Annotated in this window: 13 protein-coding genes and 1 pseudogene; 12 read left to right on the top strand and 2 right to left on the bottom strand. The window is 47.2% G+C overall.

Annotation, left to right across the window (positions count from 1 at the left end):
- Positions 1-7 precede the first annotated feature (7 nt).
- The 4 genes from melA (at position 8) to L6442_RS16135 (ending at position 5,243) form a co-directional block, all read left to right on the top strand.
- Positions 8-1,309 (top strand): alpha-galactosidase, encoded by a 1,302-nt coding sequence (gene melA, locus L6442_RS16150; protein ID WP_212980687.1) that lies wholly within the window; start codon positions 8-10, stop codon positions 1,307-1,309.
- Positions 1,306-2,259, top strand: coding sequence for a carbohydrate kinase family protein (locus L6442_RS16145; RefSeq protein ID WP_212980688.1), 954 nt, complete (start codon positions 1,306-1,308; stop codon positions 2,257-2,259). The genes melA and L6442_RS16145 overlap by 4 nt, the downstream gene beginning before the upstream one ends.
- A 125-nt stretch (positions 2,260-2,384) precedes the next feature.
- Entirely contained in the window at positions 2,385-3,911 is a 1,527-nt protein-coding gene (locus tag L6442_RS16140) for a right-handed parallel beta-helix repeat-containing protein (RefSeq protein WP_212980689.1), read from the top strand.
- A gap of 426 nt (positions 3,912-4,337) precedes the next feature.
- Positions 4,338-5,243 carry a glucosaminidase domain-containing protein gene (locus L6442_RS16135; protein ID WP_237100394.1) on the top strand — a complete coding sequence of 302 codons (906 nt, stop codon included), beginning with the start codon at positions 4,338-4,340 and terminating at the stop codon, positions 5,241-5,243.
- A 136-nt stretch (positions 5,244-5,379) separates the two neighbouring features.
- Here the strand turns inward: L6442_RS16135 and L6442_RS16130 are convergent, their stop codons facing one another.
- Positions 5,380-6,396, bottom strand: coding sequence for a helix-turn-helix transcriptional regulator (locus tag L6442_RS16130; protein ID WP_212980691.1), 1,017 nt, complete (start codon positions 6,394-6,396; stop codon positions 5,380-5,382).
- Between the two features lie 106 nt (positions 6,397-6,502).
- Here L6442_RS16130 and L6442_RS16125 point away from each other — a divergent pair, with 106 nt between their 5' ends.
- The 3 genes from L6442_RS16125 to ppsA all read left to right on the top strand — a co-directional run bounded on the left by L6442_RS16125 (position 6,503) and on the right by ppsA (position 10,535).
- The gene (locus L6442_RS16125; RefSeq protein WP_212980692.1) at positions 6,503-6,982 is read left to right on the top strand and encodes a GyrI-like domain-containing protein; all 480 of its coding nucleotides are present in this window, start codon (positions 6,503-6,505) and stop codon (positions 6,980-6,982) included.
- Positions 6,983-7,069: 87 nt separating this feature from the next.
- Entirely contained in the window at positions 7,070-7,534 is a 465-nt protein-coding gene (locus L6442_RS16120) for a phage tail protein (protein WP_212980693.1), read from the top strand.
- Positions 7,535-7,940: 406 nt separating this feature from the next.
- The gene (gene ppsA, locus L6442_RS16115; RefSeq protein ID WP_212980694.1) at positions 7,941-10,535 is read left to right on the top strand and encodes a phosphoenolpyruvate synthase; all 2,595 of its coding nucleotides are present in this window, start codon (positions 7,941-7,943) and stop codon (positions 10,533-10,535) included.
- A gap of 254 nt (positions 10,536-10,789) precedes the next feature.
- On the opposite strand, the gene L6442_RS16105 is transcribed toward ppsA, so the two are convergent.
- Positions 10,790-12,031 carry a MerR family transcriptional regulator gene (locus L6442_RS16105; protein ID WP_212980695.1) on the bottom strand — a complete coding sequence of 414 codons (1,242 nt, stop codon included), beginning with the start codon at positions 12,029-12,031 and terminating at the stop codon, positions 10,790-10,792.
- Between the two features lie 154 nt (positions 12,032-12,185).
- Here L6442_RS16105 and L6442_RS16100 point away from each other — a divergent pair, with 154 nt between their 5' ends.
- From L6442_RS16100 to L6442_RS16080, 5 genes and pseudogenes are all read left to right on the top strand, one after another.
- Complete coding sequence (locus L6442_RS16100) at positions 12,186-13,634, top strand: amidase (RefSeq protein ID WP_212980696.1); 1,449 nt, start codon at positions 12,186-12,188, stop codon at positions 13,632-13,634.
- Between the two features lie 96 nt (positions 13,635-13,730).
- Positions 13,731-13,958 (top strand): annotated as a pseudogene (locus L6442_RS16095) (ATP-binding cassette domain-containing protein); the annotation flags it as partial.
- Between the two features lie 1,052 nt (positions 13,959-15,010).
- Positions 15,011-16,093 carry a phosphotransferase enzyme family protein gene (locus tag L6442_RS16090; protein ID WP_212980720.1) on the top strand — a complete coding sequence of 361 codons (1,083 nt, stop codon included), beginning with the start codon at positions 15,011-15,013 and terminating at the stop codon, positions 16,091-16,093.
- Between the two features lie 518 nt (positions 16,094-16,611).
- Positions 16,612-17,298 carry a response regulator transcription factor gene (locus L6442_RS16085; protein ID WP_212980697.1) on the top strand — a complete coding sequence of 229 codons (687 nt, stop codon included), beginning with the start codon at positions 16,612-16,614 and terminating at the stop codon, positions 17,296-17,298.
- A complete protein-coding gene (locus L6442_RS16080) occupies positions 17,298-18,797 on the top strand; it encodes a sensor histidine kinase (protein WP_212980698.1) in 1,500 nt (499 codons plus the stop codon). Before L6442_RS16085 ends, L6442_RS16080 begins: the two co-directional genes overlap by 1 nt.
- The last annotated feature ends 230 nt before the right edge of the window (positions 18,798-19,027 follow it).

Raw genomic sequence — 19,027 nt, 5'->3', positions numbered from 1 at the left:
ATAACTTATGACGAAAATAACGATTATCGGCGCAGGCAGTGCCTTTACACAAGAAATTGCCGTGGATATTTTGAATATTGAAGGTGTGGAGGGCGGCATGATCGCGTTGGTCGACATCGATGCGGATCGGCTGGAAATTGCCCGGAAGCTCGTACTGAAGATCATCGAGATGACCGGGAAACGATGGGATGTCATCGCCTCCGTCGACCGCAGAGAGGTGCTGGCCGGATCTCAGTTTGTTATCAATCAGATTGAAGTCGGCGGGCTGCAGACCGTTCGGTATGAATACGAGATTCCATTGAAATATGGGGTGAATCAATGTATCGGCGATACGCTTGGCCCCGGCGGTTTGTTCAAAACGCTGCGAACGCTTCCGAGTTGGATGGATATTGTGCGGGATATCGAGGAGTTATGCCCGGATAGTATCATTCTGAACTATACGAACCCGATGTCGGCCGTGACGCTGCTCACGTCCCGGATTACCGAGATCCCGGTCGTCGGGTTATGTCACTCGATCCAAAACACGTCCAGCCAGCTTGCCAAATATGCGGGTGTTCCTTACGAAGAGATGCAGTGGAGAGCCGGAGGCATCAACCATATGTCCTGGTTCGTGGAGCTGACGCATCAAGGCAAGGATTTATATCCGGTGCTTCGCGAAAAAATCAAGGACCCCGATCTGCTGAAAAAAGATCCTGTGCGTTTTGATGCGATGAAGTATTTAGGAGCATTCGTCTCGGAATCAAGCGGACATTTCTCCGAATATATTCCGTATTACCGCAAACGGCAGGATTTGATCGACCAGCATTGCAGTACAGGTTATAATGGAGCGACCGGCTTCTATGCCAATAACTGGCCGATCTGGCGCAAGGAAAACGACGAGCAGATCTTGGAGAAGCTTGAAGGAAAGCTCCCGATCAGCCTGGAGTCCAGCAATGAATATGCGGCGATTATCATTGAAGCGATGCTGAAAAACGAACCGAAAGTGATTTACGGCAACGTGCCGAATGAGGGGCTTATCCATAATTTGCCGCAAAATGGGGTTGTTGAGGTTGCATGCATGATCGACCGAAACGGCGTAAACCCTTGCCGATTCGGCGAGCTGCCGGGGCATTTGGCCGCGCTCTGCCGCTCCAATATGGCATTTTTCGAACTGGCCGTCGGTGCCGTGCTCGAAAACGACAAGGAAATGGCGCGTCATGCGCTTATGGTGGATCCATTGTCTGCCGCCGTATGTTCTCTTAAAGAAATTAGCGATATGTTCGAGGAACTTTACGAAGCGGAGCGGGATTTCATCCCGGATTTGCGATGAGCAGAGCGGGAAAAGGGGGGACGGCCCCTACTGTCGTCATCGTCGGTGAATTGAACGTGGATGTCATCGTTACGGGCAGCGACGTTATACCGGAATGGAATCGCGAGAAAATCGTCGACGGCTTTCGGGTCGTCCTCGGTTCTTCGTCGGCGATCACCGCTTGCGCTCTTGCCAGCCTCGGGGCGGACGTGAGGTTCGTCAGCGTGGTTGGCGACGATGATTTCGGGTCGTTCTGCATTTCGGAATTGAAGCGCATGGGGGTGGATACAGAGCATGTCATCTCCTTGCCCGGCGTGCAGACAGGCGTCACGATGTCCTTCTCCACGCCGTCGGACCGCGGATTGCTGACTTATCCGGGAAGCATTCCGCTTGTCGGACCGGAGCATGTCCCGGAAACGCTGCTGATGGAAGCAGACCATCTTCACTTCGGCTCCTATTATTTGCAGGACGGAATGAGGCCGCATTGGCCTGATTTATTCAAGCGGGCGCAAAGCCATGGCGTCAGTACCTCATTCGATACGGGCTGGGACGTGAGGAATTTATGGGACCGCGAAGGGATACTTGCGTTGTTGGCCCATACCGATTTGTTTATTCCGAGCGAGGAGGAGATTCTGCATATTTTCGAGTCGGCGTCTCTCGGCCAAGTGTTTGCCAAAATCCCTCCGATCGCAGGCCGCATTGCCGTCAAACAAGGGTCCAAAGGGGCTTCGCTGCGCGAACCGGACGGTACGGTTATGTTGGCTGAGCGATACCGCGTCTTGCCTGTCGATACGACGGGGGCGGGGGATTGCTTTAATGCCGGCATCATCTATGGGTATTTGCATGGAAAAACGGCTAAATCGCTGCTTCGCTACGCCAATGCATGCGGCGCTTTGTCGACGCTTGGCGTAGGCGGCACCGGCAGCCTGCCGACGGTGGAGGGCGTTGCCCGCTTGCAAGAGGAAGGATAGCCTATAGCAAAGCAGGCAGCCATGCAAAGCTCTCTTGGCTGCCTGCAAAAGATGCATTTGAGTCCATCGGGAAGTGGAAAAAGCTAGTTTTAAAAAACTAATATTAAAGGAGATGACAAAAAAACATGTTGAAATTCGGTATGATTATTGGTTTGAGTATTGCCTTCCTAGGGGCATCCTTTGGAGATGCTGCTCCGACGAAGGTTTTAGCGGAAGGGGGAGAGTATTATGTATCTCCAAGCGGTAGTGATTCGAATGCCGGAACGATCGCCTCGCCTTGGAAAACGCTGCAGCACGCAGCCGACGTTGCCGTGCCTGGCAGCAAGATCTACGTGCGCGGAGGCGTCTATAACCAAAAGTTGAAAATCACCCGTTCCGGGTCTGCAGAGCAAGGAGCTATCACGTTTTCGAATTATGCTTCTGAAGTGCCTATTATCGATGGTACCGGGCTTACGGTAAGCGGCTCGGAAGGAATCGTCGATCTGACCGATGCTAAATACATCACGATTAACGGCTTTGAAATCCGGAATTATACTACGACAACAAACGGTGTCATGCCGGTCGGTATCTATGTGCATGGTTCGGGCAGTTACATTACCTTATCGAATAATAAGGTCCATGACATTAAAAATACGGCTACTCCAAAGGGATCAGGTTTGTCAGGCAGGGACGCCCATGGGATCGCCGTATATGGCACCAAAGCGCCGGAATCGATCAACAACATTACGATTGACGGCAACGAGCTATATAATCTCGTACTTGGCTCCAGCGAATCGCTTGTGGTGAACGGCAATGTCGACGCGTACAAAATCACGGACAACGTGATTCACGACAACGACAACATCGGGATCGACGTAATCGGCTTTGAAGGAAAGTCTCCGAACGCCGCTTACGATCAGGCACGAAACGGACTTATAAAAGGCAATAAGGTCTACAATATCACGTCCAGTAATAATCCATCCTACGAGAAAGGCAGCACGGAAGCAGGCGGGATTTATGTCGATGGGGGCAAAGACAGCGTCATTGAGCAAAACTACAGCTACAATAACGACATCGGCATCGAAATTGCATCCGAACATGCCGGCAAGTCGACAAGCAACATATCCATACGCAGCAATTTGATTTACAAAAATCGCTTGACCGGCATTGCCATGGGCGGATATGACACGAAGCGCGGCTCCACCGTCAATTGCAAAATCGTCAACAATACGCTTTATAAAAACGACTCCTTGGGCGGTGGAAACGGCCAACTATACGTTCAGTACGATACGCAAAATAACGTCATTAAAAACAACATCATGGTAGCTGACTCCTCCGATGTCCTCATTTATAATGAATACACTAAAAATACGGGGAATATCGTCGATTACAACCTTTACTTCGCGCCTGGCGGAAACGCCAATGCATCCTGGACGTGGAAAAACAAAGAGTACACCGGCTTCTCTGCATACAAAACGGGAACAGGCAATGATGCACATTCCATTTTTGCCGACCCTAAGTTCGTTAACGTTTCGTTGAACGATTTTCACCTTCAGCCTACGTCGCCGGCGATTGATGCCGGCTCGACGGACACCGCGATCATTGGAGAATATGATCTTGACGGCAATGCCAGGGTGCAGGGTGCAGCCGTTAATATCGGAGCGTACGAATAAAGATATGTCATGTCCAATTGAATAGGGTTCAATGCTTTGCAAAAACATCGCCTTCTAAGGAAGGCGATGTTTTTTTTGATATAAGAAAAAGTATATGTTTCGGAGCCTCCGCATCCTTAGCGCAAGAAAAACTGCCGCTAATCGCGGTCTGTCTGTGTGAAATGCATGATAAAGAACGCGATGAATAAGTTTCAGTTTTGTTACATATTGTAGGACAAATAGATCTTACGAACTTGATGAAGAATCGAACGCGTATAACATCATAATCACACATTCATCACTTTACTAGGAAGAGGTGTGTTCATGCGTAAAATATTCAAGCAACAATGGTTCGTATATGTGATTTGTATAAGTATGCTACTTACTATCGGTATGGATTTTTTGCCGAGTCGGGTCGCTGATGGGCAGAAGCACGATAAGTTGGCAATGTCTGTTCAAGAATCGAGTCCGCCCGTTATTTTTCCCAACGTGTTGTCCCCTGTATATTCGCCTACCGTTCCCCATGCTCCTACATCCTCGCCATCCCTGCAGGCCGAAGCTTTGAATTCTGAAAAATTACATATGCGAAAATCCATGCGTGCATTGAATTTATCCGGGACGGAACAACCGCGCACGTATCAAGTGACTGCGACTTATTTGAATGTTCGAAGCGAGCCGACTGCGGAATCCCGGATTCTCGCGGTACAAGAGCAAGGCAATATGCTGCAAATCGACGATGTGACGGAAAACGGATGGCTTAAGCTTAAGGTTGGTGGATACGTACATAGTGGTTATGCGAAAAAAATTGAAGGGCAGACGTCGACATTGTTACCGGATTCTGCGACCATGACGAAACGCCCTGCGCGAACAATTCCGAAGACTTCGGTCAAGCCGGCTGCAAAGCGGTCCTCTGCCAAACCTTCGGCACCGTCGTCATCGATTCGTTCGGTTTCGGGATTGGAAGCATCGCATATTAAGGAAATCTTCCGCGGAACGGCGCTTGAGGGACATGAACTCGAAGAAGCGGTGCTCGAAATCGAAGATAAGTACGGCATTAATGCCTATTTCACAATTGCGGTCATGAAGCTCGAGAGCGGCAATGGAAGAAGCAAGCTTGCGAGGAAGAAGAACAATTTGTTCGGGCTGAACGCAACAGGAGGTTCGAACAAGAACGCGTTCTATTTTGATTCGAAAGAAGATTGCGTGGAGAAATTCGGCCAACTACTCTCGAAGAATTACGTGAAGAAAGGCTATACCACCATTGAGAAAGTCGGGAAAAAGTATTGCCCAGCGAATCCGAAATGGCCAAGTCTGGTGAAAGGGATCATGAAGATCGACTATAAGAAAATATAAGAAAAAAACGCTCAGCCCAAGGGATCGCCTTAAAGCTTACCAAGCATGCAGACCCCTGCAAGGTTTGATTTTACGTTGCGTCATGGTTAGGCGTTACAGTACCTAAAAAAATCGGGAAACAAAAGATAGTCGTCTTTCAATTATAGATTTTTACGGAGTCATCGGTTATTTTCTGCGCATTGCTGGGAATGCTATTGGTATATAAGCATAATCTCTCTTGTAAACCTTCTAGGACTTCTTTTGGCACTTCCCTGACCTTGATATCCCCACCTAGGAAAAGCAGCCAATTTGTTATTTCGGTTAATTCTTCTGAATGATTGACATTGATAAAAGTCTTTAGAACGGCTGTGGTTTGGTAAGGATTCGTATAGGAAATTGAAACTTTTAAAGGATGGTATTTTTTGAACTGGGCAATCGCCTTTGGACCAAGTTCAATGACAAGGTTGATGACTTCTTCCTGCTTACTTAGTTTTTCTAGAATCTTTTTCTTGCTTACTCTTTTTTTCTCAGGGTAAGGTTCTACATCGGCAAGATCATCAACAGGAAAAATCCTTCTTTTTTCTTCCTTCAAATCAAAGCCTTCAATCAGCCAAACGCTTTTTTCGCGATAAAGGTGCAAGAGATAAATTGGATAAGACTTTATTACTTTCTCTTCTTGGATGGTAACTAGTAAATAGCTGTCCAAAAGAAGGATTTGGATAAGTTTTTCTAACATGGGATGGGGTAGGTCCGACAGATCAAGCAGATCGGGATTATTGGGGTTAGTCCCTTCAAAAAGCAATATTTGATTTAAAAGAACAAGGTCATCTTGCTGGTTTTCTGAGATGAGGCCTAGTAATTTTTCAGCTAAAGACTGACGGCTCTTCAGATAAGGGAGTTGTTGATTTCTTGTGGCCATAAAAGCAATAAAAAGAGCTTTAATCTCATTATCGGTAAAACGAACCGTGGGCAGGACTGAGTTATTCATAACAAAATAACCTCCATCCCTCCCAACTTCAGCGACAAGCGGCATCCCCATGGCTTCAATTTCCCTGATATCTCTAATAGCTGTCGAACGAGAGATGTTAAATTCTTGCATGATTTCGGTAATTGTAAAGTGAGCGCGGTTGTTGATATAGCGCATGATAATATTTATCCGTTCAACTTTTTTCATGGAGCCTCCTAAACAGTATCATTTTTTGACATGATTTAAGGCTATTATAAACCCATCAAGTGAAAAGACAAATCATTTGGTTCATTTAAAAAGGAGGATTTTGAAAATGGCACAATATAAGTTGGAGGAAAAAGACAGTTTTACCGTTTTAGGTATTGGAACCGAGCTTAAGAGCGATTACACTGACTATGCTGGCATAAACAAGGAAAAGGCTGACTTTTGGTCAGCCGTCAAACAAGATGGTACGCTTGACAATTTAAAAGCCCTAGCCACAAATGATTATATTTTTGCCGTAAACGAAGCAGTGAATGGCAAGATGATGCACTATGCTGGCGTCATGACAGAGGCATCGTTACCAGAAGCGACCAGAGTAATCCAGTTTCCTAAAGGGGAATACCTGGTTGTTAAAGGGGAAGGAAATACCGCTGATGAGTTGAGTAATAAGCTTGCCGGCATTGCCTTTGGTCAAGTGCTGCCAGAGGCAAAGAATTTTGCCTATGTTGGCGGGCCAAATGCAACGGTTGAGATGGGGCAGCGAGACGGCTTAGTATTTGGTGAAATGTGGATTCCTGTCGTTAAAAAATAGAAGAGATATGCGAATGCTTCCGATGCGAGTTTTGCTCGAAGTATGCTCTAAGATGTAACGCTCGCAAAACTTTTAGGAGGAACAGAAATGTCCTATATCGTTGATTTTAAAAATGTGTCCACGATTGGTTTAGAATCTTCACCTGTCGCAGAAGCGCTTGCCGGTTTGCGCGCGAATGAAGCCCGTTACATTATGAACAAATACAAGCATGAGTTTACGGTTGTGCCCGCCAGCGAAAGCCGGGAGACCCTTGAGTATGTGAACCGGATTTTAAAAGAAGAACGTGATATCGAGTTTGCGGCCAAACCTTTGGAAACGTCGCGTTTTCAAGCGGAAAATATCCAATTTACCTACGTCTTTTATGAGGATGGTCTGGGGCTCAATGTGATGTATACGATTGATGACCCTAAGAAGCGGGCCGTTGGTTTTAAGCTTTCTGAGGGGATGGAGGTACCCAAAGAATTAGAAGGAAAGTTTAAGTTCGCTAGGCAGAAGTCTAAATTAGCTGGAACAATTCGGGGTTCGTTTTTTGTAATTAAAGGCGAATATTAAGTCTGGAAGAAAAGTGTCTAATGACACAAGAGCGGCAACAACTCCGGTAATATAAAACCATGATTGATCAAAATAGGGCAATAGACAAGCGAATGATAGAGATAAGAAAAACGTCTATCGACGTACTTTCTAGGAAGACAGACCGCATTTAGCGGATGTTTTTCTTGCGATTATAGGATTTCTTAAGCTCCGCTTAAAATTAAATTCTATAATCTTCAAAAAGAACCTGGACAATTTGGCCAGGTTCTTTAATATTGCACATAAATAGACATGATGATATAATCGGATCACCACTGTCAAATTAAATATGGACATAAGTATTTCATCTTACATCTTAAGTGTAACATTCCGGTTAAACTCTTGTCAAATGTTTTTTTCTCAATCTAATGGTTAGGGAGATGGTCGAATGAGTTCATTGGTTCTCGGGTTTCAGGAAATCGAAAAATCGCAGCTTTTTCTCGTTGGCGGAAAAGGATTAAATTTAGGGGAATTATCAAAAATTCAAGGAGTACAAGTACCGGAAGGATTTTGTATTACAACAGCGGGATATCAAAAAGCCATCGATCAAAACGAAACGTATCATGCTTTGCTGGGGCGACTAACCATGCTAAATGCAGATGATCGAGATCAAATTGGTGACATTAGCAGGAAGATTCGGCACATCATTTTAGAAGCAGACATACCTTCCGATGTTGTGGAGGCAGTTACTCACTATCTCTCCCGGTTTGGCGAGGAACATGCTTATGCCGTACGTTCTAGTGCGACTGCTGAAGATTTACCTCATGCCTCATTTGCTGGTCAACAAGACTCTTTTTTAAACATCATCGGCGTCGATGCCATCTTGCAGCATATTAGCAAATGTTGGGCTTCCCTTTTTACAGATCGTGCGGTCATCTACCGTATGCAAAATGGATTTGATCACCATCAAGTGTATTTATCCGTGATCGTTCAAAGGATGGTTTTCCCGCAGGCTTCAGGAATATTATTCACCGCTGATCCGATGAGCGGAAACCGGAAGCAACTGTCCATCGATGCCGGTTTTGGACTTGGAGAAGCGCTGGTCTCAGGCTTTGTATCTGCCGATTGTTATAAAGTACGGGAAGGGGAAATCGTCGATAAGAGGATAGCAACCAAAACGTTGGCGATCTATGGACGAAAAGAAGGCGGAACCGAAACCCGGAAGATCGATCCCGATCAGCAAAAGGCTCAAACTCTGACCGATCAACAAATTTTACGACTAGAACGCATCGGAAGACAGATCGAAGCTTATTTCGGCCAGCCGCAAGATATCGAATGGTGTTTGGCTGATGATACATTTTATATCGTCCAGAGTCGGCCGATCACGACTTTATACCCGATTCCTGAAGCGAATGATCAAGAAAAACACGTCTATCTATCCGTTGGTCATCAACAAATGATGACAGACCCCATCAAACCATTGGGATTGTCTTTTTACCTGTTAATTACTCCTGCACCTATGCGTAAAGCCGGCGGAAGGTTGTTTGTTGATATTGCACCTAGGCTGGCTACATCTGTCGGACGGGAAGCTTTATTAAAAACCATGGAATCCGATCCGCTCATAAAAGGCGCACTCATGACCATAATAGAGCGTGATTTTATAAAATTGTTGCCAAATGAACAAACAGCACCGATTCCGGGCAGAAGGAATACAGATAAGCTGGCACAATTCGAGAACGATCCGACCATCGTTTCCGATTTGATCAAGCGTACTCAAACCTCGATAGAAGAGTTAAAACAAAATATCCGAACGAAATCAGGGGCGGATTTATTTGACTTTATTCTGGAGGATATCCAGCAATTAAAGAAAATCTTGTTTGATCCGCAAAGTACGGCTGTGTTTATGTCTGCGATGGAGGCTTCATTATGGATCAATGAAAACATGTACAAATGGTTGGGTGAAAAAAACGCGGCAGATACGATTTCTCAATCCGTACCAAACAATATTACTTCGGAAATGGGTCTGGCGCTATTGGATGTCGCGGACGTAATCCGTCCTTATCCGGAAGTGATTGATTATTTGCAGCATGCAAAAGAAGATAACTTTCTGGATGAACTGGTTAAGTTTAAGGGCGGACGGGAAACCCGTGACGCGATCTATGATTTTCTCGGCAAATACGGAATGCGGTGTACCGGAGAAATCGATATTACGAGAACTCGATGGAGCGAAAAACCAATTACTCTAGTCCCGTTGATTCTTAGCAACATCAAAAACTTTGAGCCTAATGCCGGCAGCCGGAAATTTGAGCAAGGGCTTCAGGAAGCCTTGGAAAAAGAACAAGAGTTAATAGATCGATTGAAGCAATTACCGGATGGCGAACAAAAAGCCAAAGAAACCAAACGAATGATCGACCTCGTTCGGAATTTCATTGGGTATAGGGAGTATCCCAAATACGGTTATATTAGCCGCTACTTCGTTTATAAGCGGGCTTTAATGAAAGAAGCCGAGCGACTCGTGCAATTCGGCGTTATTCATGAAAAAGAGGATATCTACTATCTGACTTTTGAGGAGCTTCATGAAGTCGTACGCACAAACAAACTGGATGATCGGATCATCAGCAAACGCAAAGACGAGTACAGATTATATGAAAGACTTACTCCCCCGCGTGTCATCACGTCTGATGGTGAAACGCTCTCCGGTGAGTACAAACGAGAAAATTTGCCGGCAAATGCGATTGCAGGTCTACCTGTTTCTTCTGGAGTGATAGAAGGAAGAGCGCGTGTCATTTTAAACATGGAAAATGCCGATCTGGAAGATGGGGATATATTAGTCACCTCCTTTACTGATCCTGGCTGGACACCATTATTTGTATCCATCAAGGGCCTAGTTACCGAAGTTGGTGGGCTGATGACCCATGGCGCAGTTATCGCGCGTGAATATGGCTTGCCAGCCGTTGTTGGAGTAGAAAATGCTACCAAACTGATAATAGACGGGCAACGAATTCGCGTGCATGGGACAGAAGGGTATATCGAAATATTGTAATAGCTGATTACGTCAATAGAACCTCATCATAAAAAAACAGCATCATATTAACAAAAAAGGATGAGCAAGATCCACAATTAGTGATGGATCTAAGAAAAACGGCACCCGTAACTCGGCTCCAAGGTCGAGTGGAGACAGATCAGAAGCATTGCTTTCCCATTGATCATGCCTGTAGTTACAGTGATGACACTGCTGCCAGATCGGAGGGATTTTTCTATTCCGATTTCGGATTATTCTATCAGGATACACATGCTTCAAGAATGTGATGATGTAGCCAAGTAAGCCAACAGATGAAGTTTTTCATTCGGAACGTGATAGCGTAAATAGCTGCCCGGATCCTTCGTGCAACCAAGCGGCTCGCACTCGGATAACTCCATGCCGATACGGAAGAAGTTCTCATTCAAATATTCTGGATAATAGGTCCGCTCATGCGCTTGCGGAAACAAATGACGAATCCACGAGAGCGAAGCCGCTGGCGGCTGGTAATACAAGTACTGTCCAAGCACTCGGGCGTCCGGCTTAAGATAAGGCAGCATCGGGAGAAGCGGAAAGAGCCGGTTTTCCAACGAGAAATCGTTGAACGAGAAGCTGTCGACGATCAAGTCGACGGTTGCGGGAGCAAGAGGAAGCTGCCAATCGCCGTTGACGATGTAAAGCGCCTGCAAATTTTCATGACTCTGCGTAAGCCGCTTTTGGAGTCTGATGAGCAGTTCGCTTGACGTACCGCAAAAAACATACATCGTTTCCGGTGGGAGAGACGAGATATATCTGGGCAGAACCGCATACACGTCAGCGTTGGCTTCCACAATCAGCCGATGCTTTGCAGACTCGCTTATAAGACGTCTTGCCATCCACAGGTTGCCCTTTTCCGTAAGGCCGATAAAAGCGGAGGAGATCAATTTAAAACGCTCGTGGTCATAGCCATAGGCATAGGTAGAGCGTGCGTTTCTTTTAGTCGAGGTAAGCAGGATGCCGTTCCTGATTTCCGCCCGATAAGAGCAGCAGCAGCTCAACTGAGCGCTAAGCATATATTTTCCCTGAAGGCAAGCGTTACGGATCTGCAGCGGGATGCGGCATGAGGGACAGTAGAGCAAAGGCAAAAAAGAGTAAGGAACTCCAATCTCCGCGTCCGATCTTGTTTCGTCTTGCAAAGCGAGCAATTTGTTTTCGAGCCGCCGAAGCGAGTTTTCCAGTTCCTCTTTTTCTCTCTTCAGCTGCTGTTTTTTTTCGTCCATCCAACGAAGATAATAGCGGTTGACGTCTTCGGCGACGGTAAAATCGGCAATTCGCTTCAACAACAGCATTTGGCGGATCTCTTGAAGAGTAAAATGATATTGCTTCATCTCATTGATAAACGCCATATCGTCTACGCACGAAGGAGTAAACTCGTATTGGGCGCTTGCCTTTTTATCCGGTAGCAGCAGCTCCAACTCAATGTAGTATCTGACCGTATCGACGGAGACGCCAAACTTCTTGGCGAATGCCCCAATTTTCATGCTATATACCTCCATTTCTTACTTTTATATAATAATAAGCCATTTTTATGGGTGCCCTCTAGATTTTTTTGGAAAAACCGGTTTAAGGCGGGCTTGATCTCAAGGATGCTCCACCTCTTATGATAAGCGCATAACCAAGAAAGAGGTGAGTGCAATGAAGTTATACGAATATGCGAGATATGACGGACTGGGACTGGCTGAGCTGGTCAAGCGCGGGGAAGTTGCGCCTCGGGAATTGACGGCGTTGGCTTGCGAAGCCATCCGGCTGGTGAATCCGCAATTAAACGTAATAGCCGTTTCCATGCAGGAACTGGCGATAAAGGAAAGCGAGTCTGTTTTACCGAAAGGACCGTTTACAGGTGTTCCATTTTTATTAAAGGATTCGACTCTGCATGCCGCGGGAGTGCCTCTCAATAGCGGCAGCCGGTTGGGGGAAGGAATGATTTATCCGTACGACTCCGAGCTGATGAGACGGTTCCGTCAGGCGGGTCTGGTGGCGATAGGGTCTACCACAGCGCCGGAATTTGGATTCAATGCAACAACGGAAGCAGTCTTGTACGGGCCGACGAGAAACCCTTGGAATCCGGAAAAAAGTCCCGGCGGTTCAAGCGGCGGCTCGGCCGCAGCCGTAGCGGCAGGCATCGTGCCTCTTGCCCATGCCAATGACGGCGGCGGTTCTATCCGCATTCCGGCGTCTTGCAACGGTCTGGTCGGCTTGAAGCCGACACGTGGAAGAACGCCCAACGGACCGGACAACGGAGAAGTCTTGAGCGGCCTTGGTGTTCAGTTTGCCGTGACTAAAAGCGTTCGCGATGCAGCTGCGCTGCTGGATGCGGTAGCAGGTCCCGATTCGGGAGCATATGCTTGGGCGGAGCGCCCGGGTCGTCCCTTTTCGGCAGAAGCAGCTGCGGAGCCGGGGCGGTTGCGGATTGCGTGGACGGGAAATCCGTTATCGGGCACGCCCGTTGATAAGGAATGCTTGCGGGTATTGCATGAAACCGTCGGCTTATGCGAGGAACTGGGGCACGAATTGGTGGAGGCCCTGCCGGAGGTGGATGACGAGGCATTGTTCGAGGCAACCATGAACCTTTGGGCGGCCAACACCTACCATGGGATCGAGCGGCTCTCGAAGGCACTGAACCGGATACCTTCGGAACATAACCTTGAAGCAACGATCCTGAAAACGTACCGGTACGGCGCTTCCTTGTCCGCCCACGATCTGCTGACAGCACTCGATATCAGCGCGAAAGCCGCTCGATCCGTCGGCCGTTTTTTTGAGCAGTATGATGCACTGCTTTCCCCGACGCTCGCTTCTCCGCCGCTTCCGCTCGGCGTGCTGAACGCCAACGATCCGGAAATCGACGTAAGGCGCTGGTTGGAACAGGTATTTACTTACGCTCCGTTCACAAGTCTCTTTAATACGACGGGCCAGCCCGCTATTTCGCTGCCGCTCGGTTGGAGCTCCGACGGCTTGCCCATTGGGATGCAGTTTGCCGGACGCTTCGCCGACGAAGCAGCGCTGTTGCGGCTAGCTGGTCAATTAGAAGCCGCCCGGCCATGGAATCATAAGCGTCCCGGCATTTATGCGGCAAACTTCCAATAAGCTGTCAATTTCCCTTAACAGGCAGAGAGAAAACCAGGTCGTCTTCTACCAAGGAGATAGCCTGGTTTTTATAAGGCCATATCGTATTAATCAAATGCACACATCGGAAGACAGATCGAAGCTTATTTCGGCTCCCCTCAAGATATCGAATGGTGCTTGACCCATATTACAAAACTCGATTTTTCGCGCTTGCAATTTGAAAAGGACATCGCTTCATATAGCGGCGGTCAGAAGAAGAAGGTTCTGATTGCGAAAAGCCTCTGCGAACGCGCTCATTTGCATGTTTGGGACGAACCGTTTAATTTTATCGACAGATGTACTTAGCGATGATGTCCGCAAACGCATCGTGGTTTTTCATGCGTAGATGGTTAATGCATGAAAGCGCCGGATGACGGTTGCTTTTTTGCATTATCTCCGGGGGGAAGGGGAGCTATGAATCACCGGCTAGGAGCGAAAACATTAGCAGTACGCGTTCATTTATTTATGGGTTCAAAGAACATGTGCTATCGCCCATGCATACTGTAGCGTAACGATATATTTCGATCCTAATAAGAGAGAGTGTGATTTATGAATACCTATAGAGCACTCAGTCCATTTTTGCCTTTTCCAATTCCATCAACGCCAGGTGGTGTGCTTCCCACGCCTGGATTTCCGGGACCAGGGGTAGGGCCGGGAGCGGGATTACCTCCAGGCATTACGCCACCACCGCCCCAATTGCTGGGTGCGTTTCAGCAGTTATCCCAGTCCCCAGCTCAAGTGCAGAGCTTTGTATCCCAGTATCCGATCCAAGGCGTTACGACATTCGCTGCAGGCTGTCAGAACCGATGGACACTAATTGTGACCCGCACCTTTAATGTTTTTCTTATGTATGTCACATCTACTAATCCGTTTGGTTTTACACAAGGCTTCATATTTCCGACGTATTCGTTTGGAACATTTCCTTCATCCGTTATTTTATGGTATACCTGTTTCTAAAAGAATATAGCAGTGAACAGGTCTCCTTATGTCATCCTAGTGTGGACCTATTCCATACCATTTCACAAAATGGATAAGCAACGGCTATCACAGGACAAAGGTACGGAGCCTTTTCTTTAAGAAGGAAATTATATGCCATAACTAACGGGCATGTTAGTTCAATAAACCGGCGGCAGTCAAAGACTACCGCTGTTTTTTATTGGAGCAAGCGTGATCTTGTCTTGAAAGTAGATTTTCGTTATATAAGAACTTTCCCTAGATTTTAGCTGGTATTTCCATATAGAATATCAAATAGAAAAAGCCGAGAGGGTGACGTATCAATGTTAAACAAGGTGGTTATCATTTAAGTCCATAATATTGATGAAGGAAGGTGCACAGAAAGATTGCAAGCTAAAGAAAATATGAATATGTTGAATTTTAACGAGGTTGTTAAAATCGTGGATGCATATTTGCTTCCATCAATATCAGAGTTGTTCGGATTAGAAGGTTATGAAATTCAGCTGATTCCGGCACATGATGGAGGACGAAATGTCGTTTATACCTGTGAGAAAGAGGGCGCAGACGCCAAAATACTTAGAATCGCCTTCTTACCTGACAGAAACCGGGAAGATTTTCTGGCCGAAGTGGAGTATATCAGGTATTTATTTGAGCATGGCGGAAGTGTCTCGAATGTAGTCAGCTCCCGCAAGGGGAATCTGCTGGAAGAGATCACGCATAATGAGCATACCTTTTATATCTGCCTGTTCGAAAAAGCCAAGGGAAAAATGCTGGCAGAAAATAATTATCGGTACCGGGAGGGAGCTCCAATTACCGAATATTATTATAATTCCGGTAAAGTCCTGGGGAAAATGCACCAAATATCGAAAGGGTATACTCCTGTCCATCGCCGGTATAGTTTTTTTGACAAATACAATGCCGAATATATCGATAAGCTGATACCTGGCTCCTTATCTCCGCTTAAGGAGAAGCTGGTAGAGCTTCTCAACACGTTAAAGGGATTGGACAGGAACCAGGAGACTTTCGGCATGGTCCATTTTGATTACAGTGATGGGAATTATATGATAGATTTTGAAACCGGGCAAATCACCGTATATGATTTCGATAATTCATGTTTCTGTTGGTATATTTATGACCTGGCAAATCTCTGGACACACGGAGTAGGCTGGATACAATTTGAACCAGACGCCGGTAAACGTAAAAATTTTATGGATGATTATTTTGAAACAGTCCTCGCGGGATACAGATCCGAGACTGAGATCGAAGATTCGATGTTGGATACGCTACCCTTATTCATTCAGGTAACGCTCATGGAAAATGTTGTAGATGCATTCGAGGTAATGCGGAACAACGGCGAAGAGCTAGAGTGTGATGAGGAGTTATCGTATCGTATAAAATGCTTGGAAGACGATATCCCGTATTTGGGATTTTTCCATGAGATTTACTCATGTGAAGGACCATTTGAGTATGAGGAACGAAACATATAGTCTTTTTAGGGATTGCTAATTGCGACCAGCCGGCTCATTGGGACGGCTGGTTTACTTTTTTATCGCCGCTATTGTCCTAGAAATGAATGATTTGACGAAATCAACATACTTTTTTAAGATATCAGAAAGTATAAACTTCCGGGAAGCGCATCCTGATATCGCAAGAAAAATATCCGCTAAACGCGGTCTGTCTTCCTAGAGAGTACGTCGATAGACGTTTATCTTAAGATATCAGAAAGTATAAACTTCCGGGAAACGCATCCTGATATCGCAAGAAAGACATCCGCTAAACGCGGTCTGTCTTCCTAGAGAGTACGTCGATAGACGTTTATCTTAAGATATCAGAAAGTATAAACTTCCGGGAAACGCATCCTGATATCGCAAGAAAGACATCCGCTAAACGCGGTCTGTCTTCCTAGAGAGTACGTCGATAGACGTTTTTCTTATGCTACAGGTAACTTTTTCATCCAGATGCAACGATGCAAGATTATCGGCACAAAGCATGCGAGGAGATATTCATGATAAAAATTCTTGTGGTAGATGACGAGAGCAGCATCCGGTCGGCTTTAGCATACGCGCTGCGCAGAGAAGGTTATGAGGTGGAGATGGCTGCGGACGGTCAGGAGGCGCTGGACAAGGTGAAGACGTTCCTGCCTGCTGTTATGGTGCTCGATGTCATGATGCCTCGTGTAAGCGGTTATGACGTATGTCGCAAGCTGGATGGACAACCGCGGCCTGCGATTCTCTTGCTGACTGTCAAGGATGATATTGTCGATAAAGTGCTGGGACTGGAGCTGGGCGCCGACGATTACATGACCAAACCTTTTGATATGCGGGAACTGTTGGCCAGAGTCAAGGCTCTATCACGCCGGGGCGGTTATGTGCAACAAATGCAGCAGGAGCAGCAGGATGTGCTGAGACTGGGAGAGTTAACTGCAGAGATGTTCAGCCGCACGGTGAGTATTCAAGGGGAACTGCTGGATTTAACTCCTAAGGAATTTGATCTGCTGGTTTTGCTGATGCGAAATCCGGGGCGGGTCTATTCACGGGAGATGCTGCTGGAGAAGGTGTGGGATATGAATTTTGCGGGCGGCACCCGCACCGTGGACATCCATGTGCAGCGTCTGCGCAAAAAGCTGGGCAATCACCATGGGCTCATTCAGACTGTGTACGGAATCGGTTATAAAAGCACGGGGGCACCCTAATGACAGGAAAATTCCGGCTGGGCCTGAAGGGGAAAATGTCTTTGTTGCTCGCCCTGCTGCTCGTTTTTGTCGTAACCTGCCTGAGCGTGCTGGTGCTCAGCGGCATCCGTGAGAACCAGCGAACCTTGCTCGAGCAGTCTTTTACCCGGCAGGCAGAAGCTGCCAATCTGCGCGTGCGGGAGGAATATCTGACCGAAGGCAGGATGCCGCCGGAGCGGTTTATGAAGCAATTGGGTCAGCGGCTGGCCGTGGATTTGGGCGCACAAAGCGGTATGGCGGTGACGCTGTATACGGTGGATGGCTCCATTGCCGGCACCTCGCTGCCATTTCAGCCCCGGGCCGATGTGCAGGATGCTCTGCAAATTACAGCCCAGGGACAGTCGGCGTATATTACAGAAGGGGATCAGCTGTTGTTTCTCGCTCCCCTGTACAATGCCGAGCAGCGTCTGGGGACGGTGCAGTTTCATGCTTCACTCGCCGAGCAAAATGCTTTTTACGCCCGAATTCGCCGGCTGTTTCTTCTTGTCGGAGCCACCGTGCTTGGTATTGGTTTCCTGATCGGATATGTGTATGTCCGGCGGCAGGTCAATATCATTGATCGGCTGAACAGGGTGGCATCGCAAATTGGTCGAGGTGATTACCTGTCAGCCCCTTCGGTAGTCAGAAAGGATGAGCTAGGTGAACTCGCACAAGGAATCTATAAAATGAGCAGAAGCATCTCCACTTCAGTCGGTGCTTTGCATGAAGAAAAGCAGAAGCTGCTTGAAACAGTGGGGAGGCTGCGGGAACTGGAGCAGCAGCAAAAGCAGTTCATCGGCAATATCAGCCATGAGCTGAAGACGCCGTTAACTTCGATTATCGCGTACTCCGACCTGTTGAATATGTACAGTGATGATCCTGCCCTGTTGGATGATGCCGGCAGGCGCATCCATGAGGAGGCGCAGAGGCTGTACAGCCTTGTGGAAAAGGCGCTGCAGCTGTCAGCAATGGATGTTTACGAGTTTGAGACACATGCGAAGACGGTTCCGCTGCGGCCTTTGCTGGAGGAAGCTGTAGCCCGGCTGCAAGGAAAGGCAGACAGCTCTAAGGTTACGATCCATACTTCACTTGTTGCAGGTGAGGTGTGGGCCGATCCAGAGAACGTGATGCACATAATGCTTAATTTACTGGACAATGCGGTAAAATATAATCGGCCAGGCGGACAAGTTCACCTGCTTAACTACACTGCAGCGTCAGCAGACGAAGCACACCGGATGATCATCGAGGTTGCCGATACAGGATTCGGTATTCCGGAGGATGCCGTATCCCGTATTTTCGATCCGTTTTATACGGTCAGTAGAGACCGATCAAGAGCCAGCGGCGGAACAGGACTTGGATTAGCTCTTGTTCGCAATCTGGCTGAGAAGCAAGGGGGAACGGTACAGCTTTCCGAGACGGGACCGAACGGGTCGCGTTTCAGGGTTGAGCTTCCATTAGATGCTTCCGGTTGCAAAGGATAAAATATACAAAAATGACGAAGGCGAAGCCCGGAATGAACGAGATCATCCGGGCTTTTCGCCGTGATTTGAGCCGACTTTCGGCTTCCTGGATTGTTTACAAGTTCGTTACAAGCCAGATATGTTTGCGCAATATTGTCTCTTTATACTAAGGGCCATGGGGGAGCTTGCAGCCTGTTGAAACGGAAGAAAATAACAACTGGATCAAGCGACCTGGGTCTGAATAACATTTT

The organism is Paenibacillus azoreducens, assembly GCF_021654775.1.
GTDB lineage: Bacteria > Bacillota > Bacilli > Paenibacillales > Paenibacillaceae > Paenibacillus_AQ > Paenibacillus_AQ azoreducens.
The sequence above is the reverse complement of the archived record's forward strand: the minus strand, read 5'-3'. Positions and strand labels throughout refer to the sequence as shown.